This window comes from Hyalangium gracile, from assembly GCF_020103725.1.
GTDB lineage: Bacteria > Myxococcota > Myxococcia > Myxococcales > Myxococcaceae > Hyalangium > Hyalangium gracile.
Window position 1 is genome coordinate 153,226 of the sequence record NZ_JAHXBG010000011.1, and the last position, 22,795, is coordinate 176,020.

Annotated in this window: 18 protein-coding genes; 13 read left to right on the forward strand and 5 right to left on the reverse strand. The window is 70.3% G+C overall.

The genetic code is table 11. From position 1 onward, the window contains the following. Nucleotides 1–64: 64 nt before the first annotated feature. Nucleotides 65–1,324: an Ig-like domain-containing protein gene (locus KY572_RS23300; protein ID WP_224245143.1), complete on the reverse strand. Its 1,260-nt coding sequence runs from the start codon at nt 1,322–1,324 to the stop codon at nt 65–67. 132 nt (nt 1,325–1,456) lie between these two features. Here KY572_RS23300 and KY572_RS23305 point away from each other — a divergent pair, with 132 nt between their 5' ends. Beyond that, complete coding sequence (locus tag KY572_RS23305) at nt 1,457–1,714, forward strand: hypothetical protein (protein WP_224245144.1); 258 nt, start codon at nt 1,457–1,459, stop codon at nt 1,712–1,714. 367 nt (nt 1,715–2,081) lie between these two features. Here KY572_RS23305 and KY572_RS23310 read toward each other — a convergent pair whose 3' ends face one another. From KY572_RS23310 to KY572_RS23320, 3 genes are all read right to left on the reverse strand, one after another. After that, nucleotides 2,082–3,074 carry an NAD-dependent epimerase/dehydratase family protein gene (locus tag KY572_RS23310; protein ID WP_224245145.1) on the reverse strand — a complete coding sequence of 331 codons (993 nt, stop codon included), beginning with the start codon at nt 3,072–3,074 and terminating at the stop codon, nt 2,082–2,084. Continuing rightward, nucleotides 3,071–3,922 carry a lysophospholipid acyltransferase family protein gene (locus KY572_RS23315; protein WP_224245146.1) on the reverse strand — a complete coding sequence of 284 codons (852 nt, stop codon included), beginning with the start codon at nt 3,920–3,922 and terminating at the stop codon, nt 3,071–3,073. The genes KY572_RS23310 and KY572_RS23315 overlap by 4 nt, the downstream gene beginning before the upstream one ends. Nucleotides 3,923–4,052: 130 nt before the next feature. Further along, a complete protein-coding gene (locus KY572_RS23320) occupies nt 4,053–4,298 on the reverse strand; it encodes a hypothetical protein (protein WP_224245147.1) in 246 nt (81 codons plus the stop codon). A gap of 161 nt (nt 4,299–4,459) precedes the next feature. Here KY572_RS23320 and pssA point away from each other — a divergent pair, with 161 nt between their 5' ends. The 12 genes from pssA to KY572_RS23380 all read left to right on the forward strand — a co-directional run bounded on the left by pssA (nt 4,460) and on the right by KY572_RS23380 (nt 22,171). After that, nucleotides 4,460–5,107 carry a CDP-diacylglycerol--serine O-phosphatidyltransferase gene (pssA, locus tag KY572_RS23325; protein ID WP_224245148.1) on the forward strand — a complete coding sequence of 216 codons (648 nt, stop codon included), beginning with the start codon at nt 4,460–4,462 and terminating at the stop codon, nt 5,105–5,107. Between the two features lie 205 nt (nt 5,108–5,312). Further along, nucleotides 5,313–8,255 (forward strand): choice-of-anchor D domain-containing protein, encoded by a 2,943-nt coding sequence (locus tag KY572_RS23330; protein ID WP_224245149.1) that lies wholly within the window; start codon nt 5,313–5,315, stop codon nt 8,253–8,255. Nucleotides 8,256–8,421: 166 nt separating this feature from the next. Continuing rightward, nucleotides 8,422–8,775 (forward strand): hypothetical protein, encoded by a 354-nt coding sequence (locus KY572_RS23335; RefSeq protein WP_224245150.1) that lies wholly within the window; start codon nt 8,422–8,424, stop codon nt 8,773–8,775. A 134-nt stretch (nt 8,776–8,909) separates the two neighbouring features. Further along, a complete protein-coding gene (locus tag KY572_RS23340; RefSeq protein WP_224245151.1) occupies nt 8,910–11,165 on the forward strand; it encodes a protein kinase domain-containing protein in 2,256 nt (751 codons plus the stop codon). A 19-nt stretch (nt 11,166–11,184) separates the two neighbouring features. After that, nucleotides 11,185–13,059: a serine/threonine protein kinase gene (locus KY572_RS23345; protein ID WP_224245152.1), complete on the forward strand. Its 1,875-nt coding sequence runs from the start codon at nt 11,185–11,187 to the stop codon at nt 13,057–13,059. 181 nt (nt 13,060–13,240) lie between these two features. Further along, entirely contained in the window at nt 13,241–13,765 is a 525-nt protein-coding gene (locus tag KY572_RS23350; protein WP_224245153.1) for a MerR family transcriptional regulator, read from the forward strand. A gap of 51 nt (nt 13,766–13,816) precedes the next feature. After that, the gene (locus KY572_RS23355; RefSeq protein WP_224245154.1) at nt 13,817–14,308 is read left to right on the forward strand and encodes a sigma factor-like helix-turn-helix DNA-binding protein; all 492 of its coding nucleotides are present in this window, start codon (nt 13,817–13,819) and stop codon (nt 14,306–14,308) included. Nucleotides 14,309–14,405: 97 nt separating this feature from the next. Continuing rightward, entirely contained in the window at nt 14,406–15,947 is a 1,542-nt protein-coding gene (gene purH, locus KY572_RS23360; protein ID WP_224245155.1) for a bifunctional phosphoribosylaminoimidazolecarboxamide formyltransferase/IMP cyclohydrolase, read from the forward strand. Between the two features lie 3 nt (nt 15,948–15,950). Beyond that, nucleotides 15,951–18,698, forward strand: a complete 2,748-nt coding sequence (locus KY572_RS23365; RefSeq protein WP_224245156.1) for a tetratricopeptide repeat protein — start codon at nt 15,951–15,953, stop codon at nt 18,696–18,698. Nucleotide 18,699: 1 nt separating this feature from the next. Then, nucleotides 18,700–19,959 (forward strand): phosphoribosylamine--glycine ligase, encoded by a 1,260-nt coding sequence (purD, locus tag KY572_RS23370; RefSeq protein WP_224245157.1) that lies wholly within the window; start codon nt 18,700–18,702, stop codon nt 19,957–19,959. Next, entirely contained in the window at nt 19,956–21,068 is a 1,113-nt protein-coding gene (locus tag KY572_RS23375; RefSeq protein WP_224245158.1) for an LptF/LptG family permease, read from the forward strand. The genes purD and KY572_RS23375 overlap by 4 nt, the downstream gene beginning before the upstream one ends. Further along, a complete protein-coding gene (locus tag KY572_RS23380; RefSeq protein ID WP_224245159.1) occupies nt 21,065–22,171 on the forward strand; it encodes an LptF/LptG family permease in 1,107 nt (368 codons plus the stop codon). The genes KY572_RS23375 and KY572_RS23380 overlap by 4 nt, the downstream gene beginning before the upstream one ends. A 76-nt stretch (nt 22,172–22,247) precedes the next feature. Here the strand turns inward: KY572_RS23380 and KY572_RS23385 are convergent, their stop codons facing one another. Next, nucleotides 22,248–22,775 carry a hypothetical protein gene (locus KY572_RS23385; protein WP_224245160.1) on the reverse strand — a complete coding sequence of 176 codons (528 nt, stop codon included), beginning with the start codon at nt 22,773–22,775 and terminating at the stop codon, nt 22,248–22,250. Nucleotides 22,776–22,795 lie beyond the last annotated feature (20 nt).

A 22,795-nucleotide genomic window follows, 5' to 3' on the forward strand; every position in this document is an offset into this window, starting at 1 on the left:
TAGGGCGCGACGGCGTGATCGATGCGGCTGGCGAGGTCGTCCGCCGCCAGCAACTCCGTGCTGCTCAGTCGTTGAGGGCACCCGCGAGGATCCAGGAGCGGATGCGGATGAGCTCGCCCGGATTCCGGTCGAAGTAGTCCGTGTCCTGCGCTGGCATCCTGCCGCCGCAGCTATTGCCGCTGATCTTCTGCACCAGGAGGGAGTCGTCGGGCTGGCCCGGCTGCACGCGCTTGAGCGAACTGCAGGCGCCGGTGCCATTCCGGTTGACGAGCGAGGCATAGGAGCTGCTCGCCTGCAGGTTGAGGGCGCCCGGCGATGAGCTGTCGGCGTGGCACGTGGTGCAGGTCGGGCTCCAGAGCGGCTGGATGTCCTGGGCGTAGGTGGGCACGCGCACCTGCACCTGCACCGAGCGCGTCACGGAGTCCGTGCCATCGGACACGGTCACCTGGAAGGAGAAGGCCTTGGTCGAGGCGATGTCAGGGGAGGACCACCGGGCCACCGACTCGGTCGGAGTCGTGAAGGTCCCCTGTCCAGCGGGGCTCGTGGTCCAGGAGTAGGTGAGGGGGTCTCCGTCCGGATCACTGGCGGGAACGAAGAGGGTGACGGTATCCCCGGCCACCACCGCCGTGGTGGGATCGGGGATGACGTCGCTCACGAGCGGCGCGCGGTTGAGGGAGGCGACGTTGGCCACGGCAACCGCCACGGTGGACTCGGCTGTTCCGCCCCGACCATCCGCGACGGAGACCTTCAGGGTGAAGGTCGTGTTGCGCGACACGATGGGCGCCGTCCACGAGCGAGAGAGGCCGGTCTCGCTGCCGAACGTGCCGGACGGAACGATGGGGAGCTGCGTCCAGGTGGACGTGAGCGAGTCACCGTCCGGGTCGCTGGCCGTGACGGACAGGAGGATGCTCGAGCCCTCATTGACGGAGGTGGGCGTGGCTGTCACCTGGCTGATGGTGGGCGCGCGATTGGGCGGAGGGATGGTGAGCGAGAGCGGCTCCGAGACGGTGACGTTGCCCGCGGCATCCGAGGCTCTCGCGGTGAGCGGATGGGCTCCTTGGGGCGCCGTGGAGGAGTCCCACTCGCACGAGAACGTCTCCCCGGAGTTCTTGGCTGTTGCGTCCGCGCAGACGCGGGTGTTGGAGAGGTAGAACTCCATCCGAGTCACCTGGCCCGAGTCATCCTCGGCGGTGGCTTGCAGCGTCCTGCGGCCCGTGACGGTCTCCCCCGCGGTCGCGCCGCCCGTGATCCGGACGCTGGTGGGGGCGGTGGTGTCCTTGCCATCCCCACAGCTCATCCCTGCCAGGCCCAGGAGCGCCAACATGGGAACCCAGGTTCTCGGAGACCTTCGGATCGACGGTGAAACGTGCATGCGCTCCCTCGCGCTCGTTGAAGACTGAAACCCGACCATAAGTTGGGTATAGTCGGAACTCCAAGTAAACCAGGAGGAGGCAACATGCGACGACTGATGTGCGTTGTGGCGCTCTCGATTGGGATGCTGACGGGCTGCGGTGGCACCGCGGAGATGGAGACTCCAGATAGCGTGGGCACCGTTGAGCAGGGGCTGGCCTGTCGCTACCCGGACATGTGGTGCCCGTCGGGGACGATCTGTGTCGACGGTGACCTCTGTCGGAAGCCGTGTCCCTCGAGCGGTGTCTGCGCCAGTGGCTCTGCGTGCCGCATCTCCGAGTACGGCACGCGGTTCTGCTTCTAGCGCGGTGGCTCGAGTGCCGGGGGAAGAGCACGGGTCCCCAGTCTGGGGCGCGCAGGTCGCGGGTCCCTCGTCTCGGTGCGGGTCCCCCCGTCGCTGACGGGTCCTCCCGCACCGGCCGTCCCGCTCTCCCTCGGCTCACGGCTCCGTCGGCTGAACGGATTCGCGCTGACCCCTCCTGGCGCGGTCGGTACGAACCGGTCCACTTGTCATACAGGTTGGGACGGACCTCCGGCGGCCGGGGCAAGCCCGCGAGTGATACCAGTCCGGTGGCGAACCAGAATCGACGCTGGCTCCTGTTGTCGGGCGTGCACGCTCCTGAGAACGTCGGTCTTTCTGCGGATGCCAGCGAGACTTCCAGCGCGCGCGCTCACTTCTCCACGGGCCAGTGGATGGGGTGCCGAGGCGTATAGCCCAGCGCCTCTCGTGCGCGCGTCCCATCGAGGATGGCCGCCAGGTGGAAGCGACCTCGATAGATCCGATACGAGAACTGCGAGCCGGCGAAGCGGCGCCGGAGGCGATACGCCGGAGCCAGCAGCGGGCCGGGAACGGGCAGGGAGGGTCGTCCCCACCTCCGGATGCATTCGGTCAGCGGCAGGGTGTCCGCTCCCGAGATGTTGAAGATGCCCTGTACGCCGCTGGCTCGGATGGCTCCCAGGAATGCCTGGGTCGCGTCCTCCAGCGAGAGCACGTTGAGCATCGGATCGAACCCGGCCGAGCGCAGGCAGACCGGCGCGGTCAGGTAGTCATGGAGCTGCGAGCCCGACCCAGGCGACAGCAACTCAGAGCAGCGCAGCACCGCCACCTCCACCGGGCTCATGCCCATGCGCATGCAGGCCAGGACGTCGGCCTCCACCCTGTCTCGTACCCACTGTGGCGCGTCCCCTGAGAAGTCGAGCGGGTGGTCCTCGGTGATGAGCGTGGGGAGGTTCTCCTGCACCCGGTACACCTCGACCGAGGAGCGGAACACCACCCGCCGCAGGGTAGGGTGGCGCTCGGAGAGCGTGAGGATCCATCTCAGCGCCTCCACGTTCTGCGCGTGGATGCGCGCTCCATGCTCGTAGGTCCGGTGCATGGCGATGTGGACCATCACGTCGACGCCCAGATCCCGCGCCGCACCGAAGAGCAACCGGTGCATCTGCCTCGGGCGCGTGAGATCCACCTGCTGATACGTGAGGCGCGGGTCCTCGGGCAGCTCCGCCTGCTCCCGGCTCTCCTGGGCGACGGCAAGCACGGCCTGGATGCTCGGGTCGGCGATCAGCTGTGTGCAGAGGCTCCGCCCAAGCGGTGTCGTCGCACCCAGCAGCAGCACTCCGCGAGGCGTTGGAGGCCGTGTCAGCTCTCCCGTCAGGCTCCCGCTCATCGAAAGAGCCCCTGCCGCTGGCGAAGGCCCCGCGCGATGAGCTCCTGGACGGCCTCGCGGACCCGGGAGGAGGCGCGCTTCACCACGTCGGGATCATCCGCATCCTCGGGCTCAAGCCCCTCGTGAAGCACGAGCGGTTCGCCATAGTGGATGTGATAGCGCACGGGCAGCGGGATGGGCGTGAGCGGGACGGGAATGTGAGGAACCCCGATCCACGAGCCCAGGGTCTCGAGGCGCCCCAGCAGCGGCATCTGCTCCTCCGCCCCGATGACGGCCACCGGCACCACTGGGACGCGATGGCGCAAGGCCAGCTCCGCGTGTCCCTCGCGCCACTCCTGCAACTGGTAGCGCTTCCAGATCGGCTTGGAGATGCCAGGAACGCCCTCGGGAAAGAGCATCACCAGCTCGCCCGACTCCAGCAGCACTCGCAGGTTGCCGGGCGTGCCTCCCACCACGCCGCAGCGCGCGAACAGCGTCCCCACGAAGGGCATCCCCGCCACGAAGTAGTCCGCGACGGCCCGAGCAATCCTCCCCCGGCGCAGGAGGACATCCGTCCAGATCATCGTCGCGTCGAAGGGCAGGGTACCCGAGTGGTTGGAGGCCAGGATGGCCGGGCCCCGCGCGGGGATGTTCTCCACCCCGTGGGCCGTCACTCGGAAGTAGTGCTCGTGGATCCGCCCGAGCAGCGCCAGCATCACGGCGACGTGCCGGGGCTCCAGGCCGAAGAGATCGTACCCATGCCCCGCATCCTGGATGGCGGCGAAGCGGAGCAGCTCCAACTCGGGAGTGAGCAGCCGCTGGAGCCACCGGTGGCTCCACTGTCTCGCCGTGCTCAGCAGTTCGCTCATGGGGTTCCTCCCCAGGGCTGTGCTGGGCCGGGGGAGCGGCTCCAGCACGACCGAGCGCAGGGCTTGCGGAGGCGGTAGTCCCCTGCGCAGGAATTGCGGAACGCCCTCATGGCGGAGTCCGGCGGTGCTCCTAGTGACGGCGGATGCTCTCGCGGAACGTCTTGAAGCGCTCCACCATCTCGTCCATGGCCTTGCTGGAGACCTCGGAGACCTCCTCCACCAGCTTCTCCGCGTCGCGCAGCCTCGGCTCCAGCTCCTTCCACTTGTCCTTGGCGTCCATTCCCGCCAGGTGGAGGTCCACGCGGATCTCGTCGCGCAGCGTCTTCAGCTTGCCCAGGTTCTCGTGCATCCAGTCGCGCATCTGCTTGCTGTCCATGACGTGTCTCCTTGGTTCAGGGTTCTGCCCATGAGCCAAAGCAAAGCGCGTGCCGTGTCGCCTCGCGTGCGGCCGTGCCAGAAAAGCGTGGTGCCGCCCTCCAATCCCGGGGATGGTTCGGTCGCAGCGCTGTCGCCCTCTGGGACGCCAGGAGAGTCCGAATGACGACCGAGCCCCGCGAGAAACCGCCTCGCCGCCACTTCTCGATGATCCGCACCTTCGTGCTGGCGGACTTCGTCACGCTGGGCAACGGCTTCTCGGGAGCAGGCACCATCCTCTCGGCGATGCAGTACCTGGCCACGGGGGAGCAGCGGTGGTTGTGGCTGGCCTTCGGGCTGATGCCGCTGGCGCTGATCCTCGACTTCGCGGATGGCCGGATCGCCCGCTGGCGCTTCAAGTCCTCGCCCCTGGGGGCGGACCTGGATTCACTGGCGGACGTCATCTCGTTCGGCATGGCTCCGGCGGCCCTGGCCTTCGCGGTGGGGATGCGGGGAGCCCTGGACGTGGCCGTGCTCCTCTACTTCGTGGCCTGTGGCATCAGCCGACTGGCCCGCTTCAACGTCACCTCCGCCGAGCTCAGCGACGGCACGGGCAAGGTGAAGTACTTCGAGGGTACGCCGATTCCCACGAGCCTGGCCCTGGTGGCGGTGCTGGCCGTGGCGACATGGCAGGGCCGGATCGGCGTGGGCGAGAAGCTCCTGGGCGGGGTGTGGGAGCTGGGGCCGCTGGAGCTGCATCCGCTGGTGCTGCTGTACCTGCTGAGCGGCAGCGCGATGATCAGCAAGACCCTGCGCATTCCGAAGATCTGAAGGGCGTCCACCCGCCGACATCCCACTGTGGGAAGTGGACAGTCCTGTGTCTTGCCGGGCTGCTCCGTGTTCCTTCCCAGGGTGGGCGCTTGCCCGCCCAGGCGTGGGTGCCTAGCTTCGCCACCTGATCCTCCAGGCTCTCACGGTGGGTGCCGAGAGTACCTGGTGGTGGGTACGGGCGAAGGTGTTGGGGAGGATGGGGACCATGAGTGGGCGCTGGGGCCTGTGGGCCCTCGTGGTGGGGCTGCTCGCTGGGTGCGCGGATCGGGAGAAGTCTTCCATGGCCGATGGCCGGCTGACGGCCACGCCAGCGGGAATCGACTTCCAACGTGTCGCCGTGTTCGACGGGCGCGAAGCGGCGGTGACGATCCGCAACGTGGGTCGCTCGCGCATCGAGGTCGACGATATCTGGGTCGAGGGGCCAGAAGGGCAGTACCTGGCCAGCTTCTCCCATGAAGGCCCTCACAGCCTGCTGCCAGGCAGTGAGTGTGGCCTCAAGGTGCGCTTCGCTCCGCTGGAGACGGGCGAGCTGCCGGCCACGCTTGTCATCCGCTCCGACGCCAAGCGCGAGCCCATCCTCCGTATTCCGCTCAAGGGCGCGGGCGTGGACGCCTGGGCCCGCGTGTCTCCCCACAAGCTGGACTTTGGCCGCATCGAGGCGGAGTCCTCGAAGACGCTCGGCGTCACCGTCGAGAACCCCACGGACATGCCCGTGGAGGTCGCCACCCGCCTGGTGGGCGCCGACAAGGACGAGTTCTCCATCGCCCCGGTGACGCTCGCCGCCTGGGAGAAGCGCGAGCTGCCGCTGACGTTCAGCCCCGTGAAGGTCGGGCGCAAGAGCGTGGCGCTCGCGGTGACGCCGTGCCGCGGCTGCGCGGACGTGCCCGTGCTCGTGTCGGCCGAGGCCCTGGACCGGGCCGTGGTCGCCGAGCCGCCCGAGCTCGACTTCGGCGGCGTGCCCATCGACAAGGACAAGCGCCTGATGGCGCGCATCCGCAACATCAGCACCGAGCCCATGACGGTGACGCAGCTGGACTTCGAGGGCAGGGATGCCTCCTTCAGCCATGCCGCCACCGGCTTTCCGCTCGTGCTCCAGCCCGGTGAGGTGCGCGAATGGGAGCTGCGCTACAGCCCCGGCCACATGGGCTTCGCGGACGACACCGCGCGCTTCCATGTGGTGAGCAAGCGCAACCCCATCACCCCGGTGGCCCTGCTCGGCCACGGCGGCGCGGCCGAGCTGTGCGTCTCGCCGGTGGAGCACAACTTCGGAGCGCAGCCGCTCGGCGCCAAGGCGTCCGTCATCGTCAACGTCAAGAACTGCGGCTCCGAGAATGGCGGTCCGCTCAAGCTCACCGGCCTGGACTTCCAGCCGGATCCCTCCGGCCCGGTGCAGTTCGGCACCGCGCCGATGCTCCTCCCGTACACGCTGAATCCCGGGCAGGAGGTCAACCTCAAGGTCTTCTACGAGCCCACGCGCGAGGGGGCCGCCAGCGGCGCCCTGGTGCTGTCGACGAACGCGTTCAACGCCGCCACGGTGCGGCTGGACTTCCAGGGCGTGGCCCAGCGCCACGAGCCCTGCCAGCTCGCCATCACTCCGATGGCCGTGAACTTCGGCACCGTGCCGCCGCGCCGCGGCGCCGTGCTGGGCGTCAAGCTGGAGAACCGCGGCAGCGATCTGTGCCCGGTGAAGAACATCAAGCTGCGTGACGACGGCGGCGGCGTCTTCCGCATGCCCGGTGGCGACCTGGACGGCGTCATCATGTACCCGGGCAACTGGTTCAGCTTCCAGGTGGCGTTCGACGCGCCTGCCTCGGGCGGGACGTTCCTCGGCTCGGTGCAGGTGGAGCAGGCGGACCCGGCCAACCCGCTGGTGCTCGTGCCGCTGCAGGCCCACTCGCAGAGCGCCTGCCTCGTGCCCACGCCGCGCTTCGTGGACTTCGGCGTCGGCCGCAAGGACTGCCCGCCGGCTCCGCGCCAGGTGAACTACCTCAACGCGTGTCCGGGGCCCATCACCGTCTCCGGCGTGCGCCTGGGCGCCGGCACCACGGACTCGGAGTTCTTCCTGAAGGACGCGCCCAACCCGCTGCCCATCACCCTGCAGCCGGGTGACGCCTTCACCGCCGAGGTGGAGTACTACGCCCAGGTGACCGGCATGAACCTGTCGCCGCTCTTCGTCGACTCGAGCGATCTGCCCGAGCCGCTGCTCGTGCCGCTGCTCGGCGAGTCCTCCAAGCGGGTGGACAAGAAGGACACCTTCATCCAGCAGGACGGCTCCAAGGTGGACGTCCTCTTCGTGGTGGACAACACCGCCTCCATGGTGGAGGAGCAGCCCCGCTTCATCAGCGCCCTGCCGTCCTTCGTGAGCACCGCGCTGGAGAAGAACGTGGACCTGCACGTGGCCGTGACGACCACCGGCATCGCCCCGGAGTCCAACAGCTGCCCCGGCGGCGCCATGGGCGGTGAGGCCGGACGCCTCTTCCCGGTGGACGGCAGTCGGCAGCGCATCCTCACGCACCAGACGCAGGATCTCGCCACGAAGCTCCAAGGCAACGCCCAGGTGGGCCTGTGCGCCTCGGTGGAGCAGGGCTTCGAGGCCGTGCGCCGCGCGCTCTCCGAGCCGCTGGTCGGCGGGGCGGATGATCCGCGCACCCCGCAGCCCAACGACGGCAACGCGGGCTTCCTGCGAGACGAAGCGGCCCTCGTGGTCGTCTTCGTGGGCGACGAGGATGACCACTCGCCCGACAGCGTGGAGACCTACGTCCGCTTCTTCCAGGGCAAGAAGGGCGAGTTCCAGCCGCAGCGCATGACGATCTACGCCATCGCGCCCACCCAGGCCTCCTGCTCCACGGCGGGTGGCTACGGCACGCGCTACGCCGAGGCCGCGTCCCGGACGGGCGGCGAGGTGGTCTCCGTGTGTGATCCGGACTACGCCCCGCTCCTCCGCAACGTGGCCAACAAGGCGTTCTCTCCCCAGGACCGCTTCCCGCTGAGCGAGCTGCCTGACCCGGGCTCGGTGACGGTGCGCGTCAACGGCGCGCCCGTTACCTCTGGCTGGACCTACGACGCGGGCTCCAACAGCGTCGTCTTCGCTCCCAGCCCGGCGCCTGGCGCCAAGGTGGAGATCGCCTACCGACGCGCTTGCCAGTAGACGCGAGCGACGGGCTCGCGCGGGCCGACTTTCAGGCTCCGGACAAGGAGATGTCGGCCCTGGGTGCTACAGGGCTGGTTCAACCTGTGCGGATGACCAGAAAATTGGAGGACCCCGCGTGCTGAGTACCCTGAGCCCGTCGCAGCCGCAGCCGAGGAGGCGCCTGGTGAGCACCCGTCAGCACAAGCATCCGTTGCCCGCCGCGCCCACGCCGTCGCGCGCCCCGGGCCCCGGCCTGCGCGTCATTCGCGGGGAAGGCCAGCGCCGCCCGGACGAGGCGCTCACCTCCCGGGACGCCGTGGCCCGCGTGCTCATGGAGGCCGGCGCGGACCTGCTGCTGCGCCGCATCTCCCCGGCTCGCGCCGAGGAGATCGAACGCCAGGTGGACCGCGCCCTGGAGCTCTTCGACCGGGTGGACGACAACCCCCTGGTCATGCCCGTCCTCCGCCGCCACCTGGATGCCCTGGAGGCCCTCATGCGCGAGACGCGCGAGCGCCGTCCCGCCCGCCGTGGGGGGTGAGCGCCTGCTCGCCCGCCTCCCCGACGCCCCCTCCCTGATTCCTGAATCGAAACCAGGGGTTTGACCCCCCCGCCAGTGCCGCTTACGCTCGGGATCTTTGCAAACCCGGGCCCACCCAGCGGGCGGGTCAGATCGTGTCGCTCGAGAACTACGGCAAGTACCAACTCCTCAAACGGCTCGCGATGGGCGGGATGGCGCAGATCTACCTTGCGCGCCGCAAGGCCCCCGAGGCCTCGGACGAGCTGGTAGTCATCAAGCGCATCCTTCCGCACCTGGCCGAGAACGTGGAGTTCATCCGGATGTTCCTGGATGAGGCCAAGATCGCGGCGCGGCTGGCGCACCCCAACATCGTCGCCATTCACGATCTGGGCGCCCAGGACGACAGCTTCTTCCTGGCCATGGAGTACATCCACGGCGAGGACGTGCGGCGCATGTGGAAGCGCGCCGCCAGCCAGGGGCTCGAGGTGCCGGTGCCGCTGGCGGTCCGGATCATCATCGAGGCGTGCGCCGGCCTGGACTACGCGCACAAGAAGACGGACCCCTCGGGCAAGCCGCTGGGCATCGTCCACCGGGACGTGTCGCCGCAGAACATCCTGGTGTCCTTCGAGGGCGTGGTGAAGGTGGTGGACTTCGGCATCGCCAAGGCGGCCGACCAGGCCACCGTCACGCGCTCGGGCGTGCTCAAGGGCAAGTACTCGTACATGAGCCCCGAGCAGGCCGCCGGCAAGCGGGTGGACTGCCGCAGCGACGTGTTCGCCCTGGGGGTGGTGCTCTACGAGCTGGTCACCAACACGCGCCTGTTCAAGCGCTCCAGCGACATGCAGACGCTGTCGGCGGTGGCCGAGTGTCACGTGATACCGCCGTCCCAGGCGAACCCGCGCGTCCCGGCGGACCTGGATCCCATCATCCTGAAGGCGCTCGCCCGCGAGCCGGATGCCCGCTACTCGGAGGCGCTCCAGCTCCAGCTGGCGCTCGAGCAGTGGCTGATCGCCCACCAGTTCTCGGCCAGCCCGGCGGAGCTGTCCACCTTCCTGAGCCAGGTGTACGCGGACCGGCTGGCTCGCGAGGCGCGCTCCGGCACCATCGTGGTGGAGGAGGATCCGCCCCTCACCGGACAGCGCACCGCCGTGGAGGGCCATCGCCGCTCGGGGGTGAACCCCAGCGTCGCGCCGAAGAAGGAGGCGGAGGTCACCCGCGCGGACCGCGGGGAGCTGATCGCCGCCGCGGCGGCCGAGACGGTGGAGGTGACGGATCCCTCGCCGCCGCGCGCCTCGCGCACCACCCGCAGCGTCGAGTCGCGCCGCGAGCAGGAGTCGGATCGGCAGCGCGTGGAGCGGCGTCCTCCGCCGCCCCGGCCGATCCCTCCAGAGCCTCCTCGCAGCCAGGGGTTCGAGGAGCTGCCGACCGAGGCGCTGGATGGGGCCTCGCTGGCGCGCCATGGGGTGCCGCCCCTGCAGGATGGCGCGTCCCTCGTGACGGGCACGACGCAGGCGCCGCGCCGCGGTCGCATCCGGCGCCGCTGGGCCATGGCGGGAGCCGCGGCCGTGTCGGCGCTGGTGGTGGCCCTGCTGATGTGGATCATCCTGAGTCCCTCGAGCTCCTCGGAGCCGGCCGTGGTCCGGCTGGAGACGGTGCCGCCGGGGGCCAGGGTCCTGTTCGAGGGCAAGCCGCTGCCGGGCGTCACCCCGCTGACGCTGCCCACCATGGCCGCGGGCACCTACAAGGTGGTGGTCTCCCGGGAGGGCTACCAGGAGCTGCATGCCGCGGTGGCCATTCCCTCCACGGGCAAGGTGACGCTCGAGGCGCTGAACCTCATCGCGCTGACGCCCAGGGAGCCGGCGCCGCCCGTCGTCACTCCCACGCCGCCGGTGAAGACACCGCCTGCTCCGCCCGCTCCCACCGTGGTGAAGCTCACCCTGGAGACGGAGCCGGCGCAGGCGACGATCTTCGTGAATGGCCAGGAGCGGGGCGCGGCCCCGCAGGTGGTGGAGGCGAAGGCCGAGGAGGAGTTGGAGGTGAAGGTGAGTGCTCCGGAGTACAAGGCCCTCTCGAGGAAGGTGAGGGTAGGGGCGGGCCCCGCGCAGGTGGAGCACCTGGTGCTCGAGCCGCTGCCGAAGGCCCCGTCGACGCCGCCCATCAAGCAGACGCGCGTGCCCGAGCCGCCCAAGCCCGCGCCCGAGCCGGTCAAGGCGATGGTGCGCTTCGCGGTGACGCCGTGGGCCGAGGTGACGTGCGGCGGGCGCAACCTGGGCACCACGCCCTTCGAGGCGGTGTCGCTGCCCGTGGGCGTGTACCAGTGCAAGTTCTACAACCCCGATCTGGGCCGGACGCTCACGCAGAAGATCGAAGTGAAGGCCACCGGGATGAACAAAGTCGTGGTGAAGTTCTAGCCATGCCCTGGATGCTCAAGTGACGCTCCCCGCAGGCACCCAGATCGGCAAATACGTCGTCCAGAAGAAGCTCGCCGAAGGCGGGATGGCGGAGATCTACCTGGCCACCTCGCAGGGCGCGGAGGGCTTCGAGAAGGAAGTGGTCATCAAGCGGATCCGCTCGTTTCTCGCCAGCGATCCGGGCTTCGTGGACATGTTCATCGCCGAGGCGCGGCTGGCCTCGCGGCTCAACCACGGCAACGTGGTGCAGATCTTCGACTTCGCCAAGCACGAGGACACCTACTACCTGGCGATGGAGTACGTGCGCGGCTGCACGCTCTGGGACCTGCGCAAGAAGTGCAAGGATCTGATGGAGCCCATGCCGCCGGTGCTGGTGGCGCACATCGGCGCGGAGGTGGCGCGCGGGCTCCACTACGCGCACCGGCTCAAGGTCAACGGCGAGCCGCTCTTCCTCGTCCACCGAGACGTCACCCCGCACAACGTCCTCATCTCGTTCGACGGGGCGGTGAAGCTCACCGACTTCGGCATCGCCAAGGCGGGCAACAAGCTCACCTCGCCGGGCATGCTCAAGGGCAAGTTCGCGTACATGTCGCCCGAGCAGTCGCGCGGCGAGAACGTGGACGCGCGCACGGACGTCTTCGCCCTGGGCATCGTCCTGTGGGAGATGCTCACCGGGGGCCGGCTGTTCGACGGGGACTCGGAGCTCGCCGTGCTGCGCGCGGTGCAGCAGAGCGTGATTGCCCACCCGTCCCGCCTCAACCCCGACGTCCCCGAGGAGCTGGGCGACGTGGTGATGAAGGCGCTCGAGCGCGAGCCCGACGCGCGTCACCAGACGGCGGGCGAGCTCGAGCGGGCGCTCGTCCAGTGCGTGCTCAACCACGCCCAGTCTCCGGATGACACGGACGTGTCCGCCTTCGTGCGCCGGGTCTACATCGGTGTCGTGCCGTCGGCGCTGGCCCTGCCGGCCATTGCCGAGCGCACCCAGGCCGGTGACGGGCAGCAGCCTTCGTCGGAGGCCGCTCCTCGCGAGCCCACGGCCGTGCTGCCGGGGCCGCAGGGACGCAGGAACTCGAAGCCGGTGATGCCCGCGGTCTCACCCGACGAGGACGTCAACGCCCCCACGCACCTGCTCCCCAACCGAGGGGAGTCCTCGGAGGGCCGGGACTCCTCCCGCGCGACCACGCCCGGCAGGTCCCTGGCATCCGTGCAGGGGAGGGGGCCCACGCCCTCCGCCGCACCTCAAGAGCAGCAGGCCGAGCCCGTGTACCCGGCCACCGTGTCGCTGCCCGTCCCTGCCGCGCCCGCGCCGGCCGCGCCCGCGCCTGCCTCCTCGGACCGCTCCAAGCGGGTGGGGGTGGTGATGGGAGCGGTGGGGCTGGCCCTGCTGGCCGTGGTCGGCGTCATCAAGCTGGTGCCCTCCCGGGGACAGGGGACGGAGCCTGGCGCCGGCGCCTCCCAGAACCCCGGTATCGCCGGCATGGGCGATCCGGGCACTCCTCCTGTCGTCGCCACTCCGCCGTCTCCGGCCGTCATGGATGCGGGGGCGGTCGCCGAAGCGCCGCAGGGCAGCTCTGATGGCGGGACAGCGGGGGACGCTGGCGCACTGGCCGTGGCTCCTCCGGTGGGTACTCCTCCGGGACCGAGCGGCAAGGTCGAGGCGCCGCCGGTCGCCGCGCAGGCCGTCGCGATGGGCACCCTGGTCGTCCGGGCCGTGCCCTACGCCACCGTCGTGCTCAACGGGAAGTCCTACGGCGAGGTCCAGGGCCAGAAGGCCTTCCCGCTGACTCCGGGCGACTACCAGCTCGTCTTCCGTCACCCCCAGGGCTCCAAGTCGTACGCCATCACCATCGAGCCCAACGGCACGGTGAGGCGTGAGTTCCGCGCCTCCCGCTGAGCGCGCGGCCCTGAGCTTCTCCTTCATCCACCGCTGAGCCCCCGCCGGCCCGGAGCCCCTCCGCGCCTCGGCGCCGGGGCTCTCGTTCGTTGCTGAACATTTCCGTTCGCACGCTTTTCCGGCTTGACACGTGCCGCCAGATTCTGGCACTCAATATCCTCTCTTCAATACACTCCATTGAATGGAAGCAATGGCACTGCTGGCGCCCGAAGAGATTGAACGGATCGAGCGCGACTACGCGGGCGGTCTACCGGCGCGAGCCATCCTCGAGATCTTCCGTCCGCGCGGCGTGCAGCTGTCGGAGGCGACGTTTCGCAAGTACGTCCAGGCCGGCCTGCTGCCGCGCAGCCGCCGCGTGGGACGCAAGGGCAAGCACCAGGGGAGCCTGGGCCTCTATCCGGTGGAGTCGGTGCGGCGCATCAACGCCATCAAGAAGATGATGGCGGAGGGACACACGCTCGAGGACATCAAGCGCTCGTTCCTCTTCCACCGCAACCACATCGATCAGCTCGAGCGGGACCTGGCCTCGGTGCTCGACGGCTTCCAGTCCCAGCTCGGGGACCGACCGTTCGGTGGTGAGCACCGGCGCACGCTCGAGGAGCAGCTGGCCACCCTGCGCCGTCGAGCACAGGACCTGGTTCGAGACGTGGCACGTCTGGGCAGTGCCGTTACCGCGCGCGCAGACGAAACGCCTGATTCGCAATAGGATGCTACAGGCCTGGGCAACCTGCTAGATTCGGAAACATCCGGAGGGGACATGTCGGAAGTGAAGCAGCTTCAGGGCGAGGAGGAGGGCGGCGAGGAGGGGCAGCCAGCGGAGCGGCGCCGCTCGAAGACGATGTCGCGCAAGGAGATGGCGCGCGACCTTCGGCGTCGGCGTCTGGCGGGGCAGGTGGATCCCGAGGAGGGCGAGCTCCTCAAGACGATTGATTCGCAGCGGCCGCGCACCCGGGCCGACTGCGTGAACGGGGCACGGCCGTGCTTGTTCGTCTCGTGCAAGCACAACCTCTACCTGGATGTGAACCCGGAGACGGGCTCCATCAAGCTCAACTTCCCGGACAAGGAAATCTGGGAGCTGGAGCACACCTGCGCCCTGGACGTGGCCGAGAAGGGCGGCATCACGCTCGAGGAGGTGGGGGAGATCATGAACCTCACCCGCGAGCGCATCCGCCAGGTGGAGACGCGCGGGCTGATGAAGCTGCGCGAGGCCACCGAGGCCGAGCCGCCCGCCTCCGCGCGTAAGCCCTGACCTCCGTCTGGTGGGATGCGCCGCCTCGCGCGGCGCGTTGACACCCCGGGAGGTGGTTGCTAACACCGCGCCTCCCTCTCATTCCGAGGCGCACTCCGTGCTGGCTCTCCTCAGCGTTTCCGACAAACGCGGGCTGGTTCCTTTCGCGCAGGGCCTCGTCCGCCGCGGCTTCCGGATCCTCTCCACCGGAGGGACCCTGTCGGCGCTCCAGGGCGCGGGCGTCCCCGCCACCAAGGTCTCCGAACACACCCAGAGTCCGGAGATCCTCGGCGGCCGCGTGAAGACGCTCCACCCCCGCATCCACGGCGGCCTGCTCGGCCGGCTGGAGCTCGAGGGGGACCGGGCGGAGATGGCCGCCCACGGCATCGAGCCCATCTCCCTGGTCGCGGTGAACCTGTACCCCTTCCGGCAGACGGTCGCCTCCGGGGCAGGCGAGGCCGACGTCATCGAGCAGATCGACATCGGCGGGCCCGCCATGGTGCGCGCGGCGGCGAAGAACTCGCGCCATGTCACCGTGGTGGTGGACCCCGACGACTACGAGGCGGTGCTGGCGGAATTGGAGAAGGGCGGGGTGGGCGACGAGACGCGGCGCCGGCTGATGCGCAAGGCGTTCGCGCACACGGCGGCCTATGACGCGGCCATCGCCGGGTGGCTCGCCGGCCAGGCCCAGGAGCCCTTCCCGGACGAGCTGTCCCTGTCCTTCCGCAAGGCCCAGGGCCTGCGCTACGGGGAGAACCCCCACCAGCGTGGCGCCTTCTACCGGGAGCACACCGCTCCGGCCGAGCCCACCGTCGCCTTCGCCAGGGTCCTCCAGGGCAAGGAGCTGTCCTACAACAACATCCTGGACCTGGACGCGGCGCTCGGCGTCGTCCTCGAGTTCCCCGAGCAGCCCTGCGCCGTCATCATCAAGCACAACACCCCGTGCGGCGTGGCCGTGGATGCAGCGCTGGTGAAGGCCTACCGCACCGCGCGTGCGGCTGACGAGATCTCCGCCTTCGGAGGCATTGTCGCCCTCAACCGCGAGGTGGACGAGGCGTGCGCCCAGGCGCTGGCGGAGACGTTCCTCGAGGCCGTCATCGCGCCCTCCTACTCGGCCGCCGCGATGCAGGTGCTGGCTGCCAAGAAGAATCTGCGGCTGCTGGAAGCTGGAGCCGGGTTGGCCTCGCCCCAGGCGCGGCCTCGCGTGCAGATGGACGCGCGGAGCGTGTCGGGCGGCCTGCTGCTGATGGATCGGGACGCCGTCGAGCCTCCGCTCGAGTGGAAGGTCGTCACCAAGCGCCACCCCACGGCAGAGGAGGAGAAGGCCCTCCGTTTTGCCTGGAAGGTGTGCAAGCATGTGAAGAGCAACGCCATCGTGTTTGCCGGGCCGGACCGGCTGCTCGCCGCGGGAGGCGGGCAGACGAGCCGTGTGGACTCGGTGAAGATCGCGGCCGGGCGCGGTGGGCCTGCCCTGAAGGGCAGCGCCGTGGCCTCGGACGCCTTCTTTCCCTTCCGAGACGGGCTGGACGAGGCGGCCAAGGCTGGGGCGACGTGCGTCATCCAGCCTGGCGGCTCGGTTCGCGACGCGGAGGTCATCGCCGCCGCCGATGAACATGGACTGGCGATGGTACAGACGGGAGTGCGACACTTCCGTCACTGAGCCATGCGGATCGTCTGCCAGAAATGTGCGGCTGCCTATGCGATTGATGACCGGCTGATATCGCCGAAGGGGGTTCGTGCGCAGTGCCCCCGGTGTCGGCACCTTCAGCTCGTCAAGCGGGATGGCGCGGCCGGCGCGCCTGATGCCTCCGCGCCTGCCCCCCAGGCCGCGCAGCCCGCCTCCACACCTCGCCCCGCGCCCTCCCCGAACCCCGCCGCGGGCAACTCCGCGGTGGCGACGGAGCCCTACCACGGCCTGGGTGTCGCGCCCGGCGCGGACCAGCGTGCGCCGGATCCGCTGTTCGACGGTATCGGAGCGTCTCCGCCCGCGCAGGCCGCCCCGGCCGAGCGTCCCGCCGCCAAGGCCGCGGGAGGTAACAGCGGGGATCCGTTGCTCGACTTCCTCGGGCCGCCGCCGGAAGCGCCTCCGCCTCCCGTTTCGCAGGCTCCGCGCCGTCCCGCTGCCCCCGCGCCGGGTGCCGCGGCCGCCGCTGGCGCCCCGGTCCAGGCTCCGGTCGCGTGCCGCGAGTGCAACAAGCCGCTCACGGATCCTTTCGATCAGGCGATCGGGACGTGCGAGGAGTGCCGGCAGAAGCAGGATGGCGCGCTGCCGCCGCTCACCGCCGTCACCCAGAGCAGCCCGCCCGAGGGGGCCTCGTCCATCGAGCTGCCCCCGCTCGAGTCCATCGACGTCTCGGGCGTGTCCTCCCAGGCTCCGGCGCTGGCGCTCGAGCCGCGCAGCGGGGTCCGCTCTTCTCCGCCGCGGCCCTACGTGCCGCAGCCCATGCAGCCCATGAAGATGCGCTCCTCGGGCTCGGGGGGCGTGGTCAAGGCGCTCGTGGCGCTGCTGCTGCTCGGCGCCGGTGGCGGCGCCGGGTACTACTTCCTGGTGATGAAGCCCCAGGTCGCGGGCCCCGTGCAGCCGGTGACGCCGCCGGCACCGCCGCCCATCCCCTCGGCGATCCAGGTCGTGCTGTCCCGCTGGGAGCTGCGGTACCTGGATCTCAACGGCAGCAGCATCGAGCGGCTGGAGGAGGGCTCCAAGCTCCTCGCCAAGGATCAGCGCTCCGCCTACGCGGAGGCCGAGGAGTTCTTCCAGCAGGCGCTGCTGCTCGATCCCCGCAACGACGCGGCCATCGCCGGCTACGTCCAGGCGGTGGCGCTCGGGCGCGGCTCCAGCATCGACAAGGCCACCTTCGACGAGGCGCTCTCGCTCATCGAGGCCGCCGAGGAGCGCTCCGGTCGCTCGGCGCCGATCCTGCTGGCCCACGCCAACCTCCTGCTGTGCCGCTCGGGCAACGCGCAGGCCGTCGAGCAGGCCCGGCAGCTCGCGGAGGAGGCGCTGGGCAAGGGGACCGATCTGGAGAAGGCCGAGGCGCACCTGGTGCTCGGCCGGGCCTACCTCCAGACGTCCATGGGACTGGCCACCCAGCACTTCGACGATGCGCTCGTGCTGTCGCCCAACCTCCAGCGCGTGCAGTACCACCGGGCGCTCGCCAACGAGTCGGCGGGTGCCTACTCGCTGGCGCTCGAGGCGCTGAAGAAGCGCCTGGAGAAGGATCCGGAGCACTGGGACAGCGTGGCCACCATGGGCCGCATCTACCTGGAGGTCGGCGAGGTAGAGCAGGCGCGCAAGCTCTACGAGGCGCGCGCCAAGGCCCAGCCGAACGACTCGCGCGTGCTCCTGGCGCTGGCCATCCTGCGCTACCAGGTGGACGGGAACGCGGCGGGCGCCATCAAGGATCTGCGCGCGCTGCTCAAGAGCCGGCAGAAGTACTCGGAGCGCGAGGTCGCCGAGGTGCTCGTCCACCTCGCCGCCGCCGAGCGCATGGCCGGCAACGCGGAGGCGGGCATGAAGGCCGCCGAGGAGGCACTGGGGCTCGCCAAGGATCTGCCGTCGGCGCACCTGCAGCTGTTCCTCGCGGCGCTCGGGCGCGGGGATGCGGCCAAGGCGGCTCCGCACCTGCCCGGCATCCACGGGAAGATCGAGGACTCGGCCCTGGAGAAGGTGCTCGAGGGGCGGCTGCGGCTGGCCGAGAAGAAGCCCGCCGAGGCGCTGGAGCTCTTCCAGGAGGCCACTCGGCTCGACTCGCGCCGCGGCGATGCGCTGCTGCTGGCGGGGATCGCCGCCGCGCAGGCGGGCCGACGGGACGATGCGTTCCGCATGTTCTTCCAGGCCCTGCAGTCGGATCCCGCGCGGCCCTCTCCCCGTCCGGTGACGACGGCGTACTTCCTGCGTCCGGGCGAGACGCTGTCGGGCATGGAGGGGTCCATCCTCTCCCTGTCCAGCAGCAGGGACGACGTGGCGGCTCCGCTCTACGAGGGCCTGCTGCTCTTCCACCTCGGAGAGCGTGCGGGCGCGGAGCGGCTCTTCAAGGACGTGCTCGAGCTGGATCCCAACAACGCGGGCGCGGCGGCCTACCTGGCGCTGCTGGCGCTGCAGCGCGGGGATGCGAGCAAGGCGCGCACCTTCTCCGCCCGGGCCGTGGCGACGGGGCGGCAGATGCCCATCGCGCACCTGGCCAACGGCATGGCGCTCGCGGAGAGCAAGCAGGTGGAGCCGGCCAAGCGCTCCCTGCGCGATGCGCTCACGCTGGCGCCCACGCTGCTGTCGGCGGAGGTGAGGCTGGCGGAGCTGGAGCTGGCCTCGAACCGGCAGGGCGCGCGGGAGCGGCTGGTGAAGGTGGCGGGGTTGGATCCCTCGTACCTTCCGGCCAAGCGGTTGCTCTTCATGACGGATCAGCGGGGGTGATGTGCGGGTTCTTCTCCTCGGTTCCGGGGGCCGCGAGCACGCGCTCGCATGGAAGCTGGCGCGGAGCCCGAGGCTGTCGGCGCTGCTGTGTGGCCCCGGCAACCCGGGCACGGCGAGGGTGGGGCGCAACGTCGCGCTGAAGGCCGACGCGCCGGACGCCGTGGCGGCGCTGGCTCGCCAGGAGAAGGTGGACCTGGTGGTGGTGGGCCCCGAGGCTCCGCTGGTGGCGGGCGTGGCGGACGCGCTCGCGGCGGCGGGGATCCCCTGCTTCGGTCCGGTGGCGGCGGCCGCGCGGCTGGAGGGCTCCAAGGCCTTCGCCAAGGAGATCATGGCCGAGGCGGGTGTGCCCACCGCGGACTTCCAGGTCTTCACGGATGTGGCGGCGGCCGAGGCCTACGCCGTGGCGCGCGGGAAGATCGTCGTCAAGGCGGACGGCCTGGCGGCCGGCAAGGGCGTCATCGTCGCGCCGGACGCGGAGGCGGCTCGGGCGGCGGTGCGCTCGGTGGGCGCCATGGGCGCGGCGGGCCAGCAGATGGTGCTGGAGGAGCTGCTGGAGGGCGAGGAGGTCTCCGTCATCGCCCTGTGCGACGGCGAGCGGTACGCGCTGCTGCCGGCCGCGCAGGACCACAAGCGGGTGGGCGAGGGTGACACGGGCCCGAACACCGGCGGCATGGGCGCGTACTGCCCGGCGCCGTTCCTCTCGCCCGAGGCGCTGGCGCAGGTGGGCGAGCGCGTCATCGCCCCGGTGCTCGCGGTGATGCGCCGGCGGGGAGCGCCCTTCAAGGGCGCCCTGTACGCGGGGCTGATGCTGACGCGCAGCGGACCGAAGGTGCTCGAGTTCAACGCGCGGCTGGGCGATCCGGAGACGCAGGTGCTGATGCTCCAACTCGGGGAGGATCTGCTGCCGCTGCTGGAGGCGTGCGCGCACGGCCGGCTGGAGCAGCGGGTGCTGGCGCAGGAGCCGGGAGCGTCGGTGGGCGTGGTGCTGGCGGCGGCGGGCTATCCGGACACGCCGCGGCGCGGGCAGCGTATCGAGGGCGTGGACGCCGTGCCCGAGGGCGCCACGGTCTTCATGGCGGGCGTGGAGGAGAAGGACGGGGCGCTCGTCACCGCGGGAGGCCGCGTGCTGACGGTGTGCGCGCGAGGAGAGGATCTGGCGCGGGCGCGTGAGCGGGCCTACGCCGCCATCTCGGGTCTCCGCTTCGAGGGCATGCACTTCCGCCGCGACATCGGCGCGCGAGGGCTGCGCGCTTCGCCGTGAAGCTGCTCGCGCGCTACCTGCTGAAGGAGCTGATCGTCCCCCTGGTGGTGTGGGTGGCGTTCCTGTTCCTGCTGCTGTTCGTCATGCAGTTCCTGCGCGGCACGGAGGTGCTGCTGGGCTCGGCGGTGACGCTCGTGGACATCGGGCGGCTCATCCTCTACCTGGCGCCGCACTTCCTGGTGATGGCGCTGCCCATCGCGTTCCTGCTGGCCATCCTGCTCGGGCTGGGGCGGCTGAACGAGGACCGCGAGCTCACCGCGCTCCAGGCGCTGGGCGTCAGCCCCACGCAGCTGCTGGCCGGGCCGCTCGCCATTGGCGTGTTTCTGGGCGGGCTCATGCTGCTGCTGTCCTTCACCGGCGAGCCCTGGGGGCTCACGGCCGTGAGGGACCTGGTCAACGACGTCATCAAGAAGAACGTGGCCGGCGATGTGAAGTCCGGCGTCTTCTACGAGGACCTGAGCGATCTGACGCTCTACGCGGAGCGCGTGTCCGGGCGGGGCGAGCGGTGGACGCACGTGCTGCTGCATGACGACCGCGAGCCCTCCTCGCCGCTGCTCGTGCTGGCCCAGACGGGGAGGATGAGCACCAGCGGAGGGGAGGAGGCGCTGCGCCTGGTGCTGCGCGATGGCGAGGTGCACCGCGCCAACCGCTCCACGTCGGACTACAGCCTCCTGCGCTTCGAGGAGGGAGAGATCTCCGTGGGCCTGGGCGGCTCGATGAACCGCAAGAACCGCTTCCGCTCTCCGAAGGAGGAGATGACGCCCGGCGAGCTGCTGCAGGTGGCGGAGGAGGCGGAGAAGAGCGGAGGCGATCCCCGTCCGTTCCTCATGGCGCTGCACAGCCGGATGGGCAACGCGGTGGCGCCGCTGTCCTTCGCGCTGCTCGGGACGCCGCTGGCGCTCGGGCGGCGGCAGTCGGGGCGCGCGTGGGGCTACCTGCTCACGCTGGGCGGCTACGTGCTCTTCTACCTGCTGAGCCGGGCGTTCGAGAACCTGGGCAACCAGGGCAAGCTGCCGGTGCTGGTGGCGGGACAGCTGGCCAACGTCATCTTCATCGCGCTGGGCGTGTTCGCGATGTGGCGCGTGAGCCGCTCGGGGACGACGCGGTGAGGAAGACCCTCTTCTTCTACGTGACGCGCGCGTACCTGCGCTCCGTGGTGGGCCTCTTCGCCGCGATCCTGACGGTGTTCCTGGTGGTGGACTTCGTGGACCGGGCGCGGGCCTACACGGGCGAGGGCTGGGTCCTGGCCGTGCTGGAGCTGTACGGGAACAAGGCGCTGGTGGCCGCCCAGCAGCTCGGGCCGGCGGCGCTGCTGCTGGCCGCGGGTGTCACGGTCTCCATGCTCCGCAAGCGGGGAGAGGTGACGGCGCTGCGCGCGCTGACGTTCGGGCCCGCGGCGCTCTATGTGCCCATCGGCCTGAGCGCGGTGGCCATCTGCGTGGGGCTCATGGCCTTCGATGAGCGGGTGGTGGTGAAGGCCAGCCGCCGGGTGGACGAGATCACCACGCAGCGCTTCAACCGCTGGGGGGACTGGCGCCTCTATTACACGCCCAAGCAGTGGTTCCGGCGCGGCGAGCACGTCTTCTTCCTCCGGGACGGCAGCGCGGAGGAGGGGTTCCGGGACGTGGCCATCCTCACGCTCACGCCCGAGTTCAAGCTCTCGCGCCGGCTGGATGCGGAGGGCATGTATCCCGTGGCCGGGACGCGCTGGCGGCTCACCGGGGTGGTGGAGCGCTCGTTCTCTCCGGACGGCCGCACCCAGGTGGAGGCCAGGGAGGCGGCGGAGTACGACCTGGGCGTTCCCACGAACTCGTTCCGCATCCGCCCCGGTCGCCCCGAGCAGATGCGCGTCGCGGAGCTTCGGGAGCAGATCGTCGCTCGCGCCGAGGTGGGGCTGGCCTCGCGCCAGTACGAGCTGGCGCTGCACAACCGGTTCGCCTATCCGGTGGCGGGCTTCCCCGCCGCGCTGCTGGCGGTGGGGCTGGCGCTGCGGCCGAACCGCAAGGGTCACCTGACGGTGGCCATCGTGGAAGGGCTGCTCATCACCGTGGCGATGTGGGGCTTGATGGTGGTGTCCCGGACGCTGGTGATGACGGAGCGGCTGGCGCCCTTCGTGGCGGCCTGGCTGCCGTCGATCATCCTGAGCATGGCCGCGGCACTGCTCTGGCTGCGCCGCGAGGGCCTGCTGTACATGCCCCGGTGGCGGGGTTGAACGGCTTCCGGTGGCTCTCGGGAGGGAGCCCTCCTGACAGGGCTCCCTCGGTTCGGGCGTGGAGCGAGGCTCCGGCTCACTGCGGGCGGCTGTTCTGCTGCTGGGTCGCCGCCGGATTCTGCACCTTGCCGGGGAGCTGGGCAGGCAGCTTGCCTTTCACCGTGTCCGGCACATTGGGCAGCCGGTTCATGGGCAGGTTCAGCGCCGAGCTGTGGTACTCGCGCAGCCTCACGGCCAGCTGGTACAGGTTGTCCTCTCCCGTGGGGCTGCTGTCGGCCACCGGGACGTTGACGTTGCCCGAGCAGCTCTGGTCCGACGCCTTCCCGCAGGGCAGGTGGACCGTGACGGTGACGTCAGCCAGGGGATCGGTGCCCGATGGAGGCGTCTCGGTGGGGCTGGGGATGATCTTCTTGGTGGTCAGGTCCACCGTCACCACTCGCACCGGCCTGGCCTCCTTGCCGATCCAGACGAACTTGACGTAGCGGATGGTCTGCACCGCCGACGTATCCGTGGATGAGCCCGAGCCGGCACCCTGGGCCAGCGCGGGGACAGCGGTGATCAGCATGCTGGCCGTCATGGCCAGCAACAGGGTCCTCATCTTCATGTCGTGCTTCTCCTTGTTGG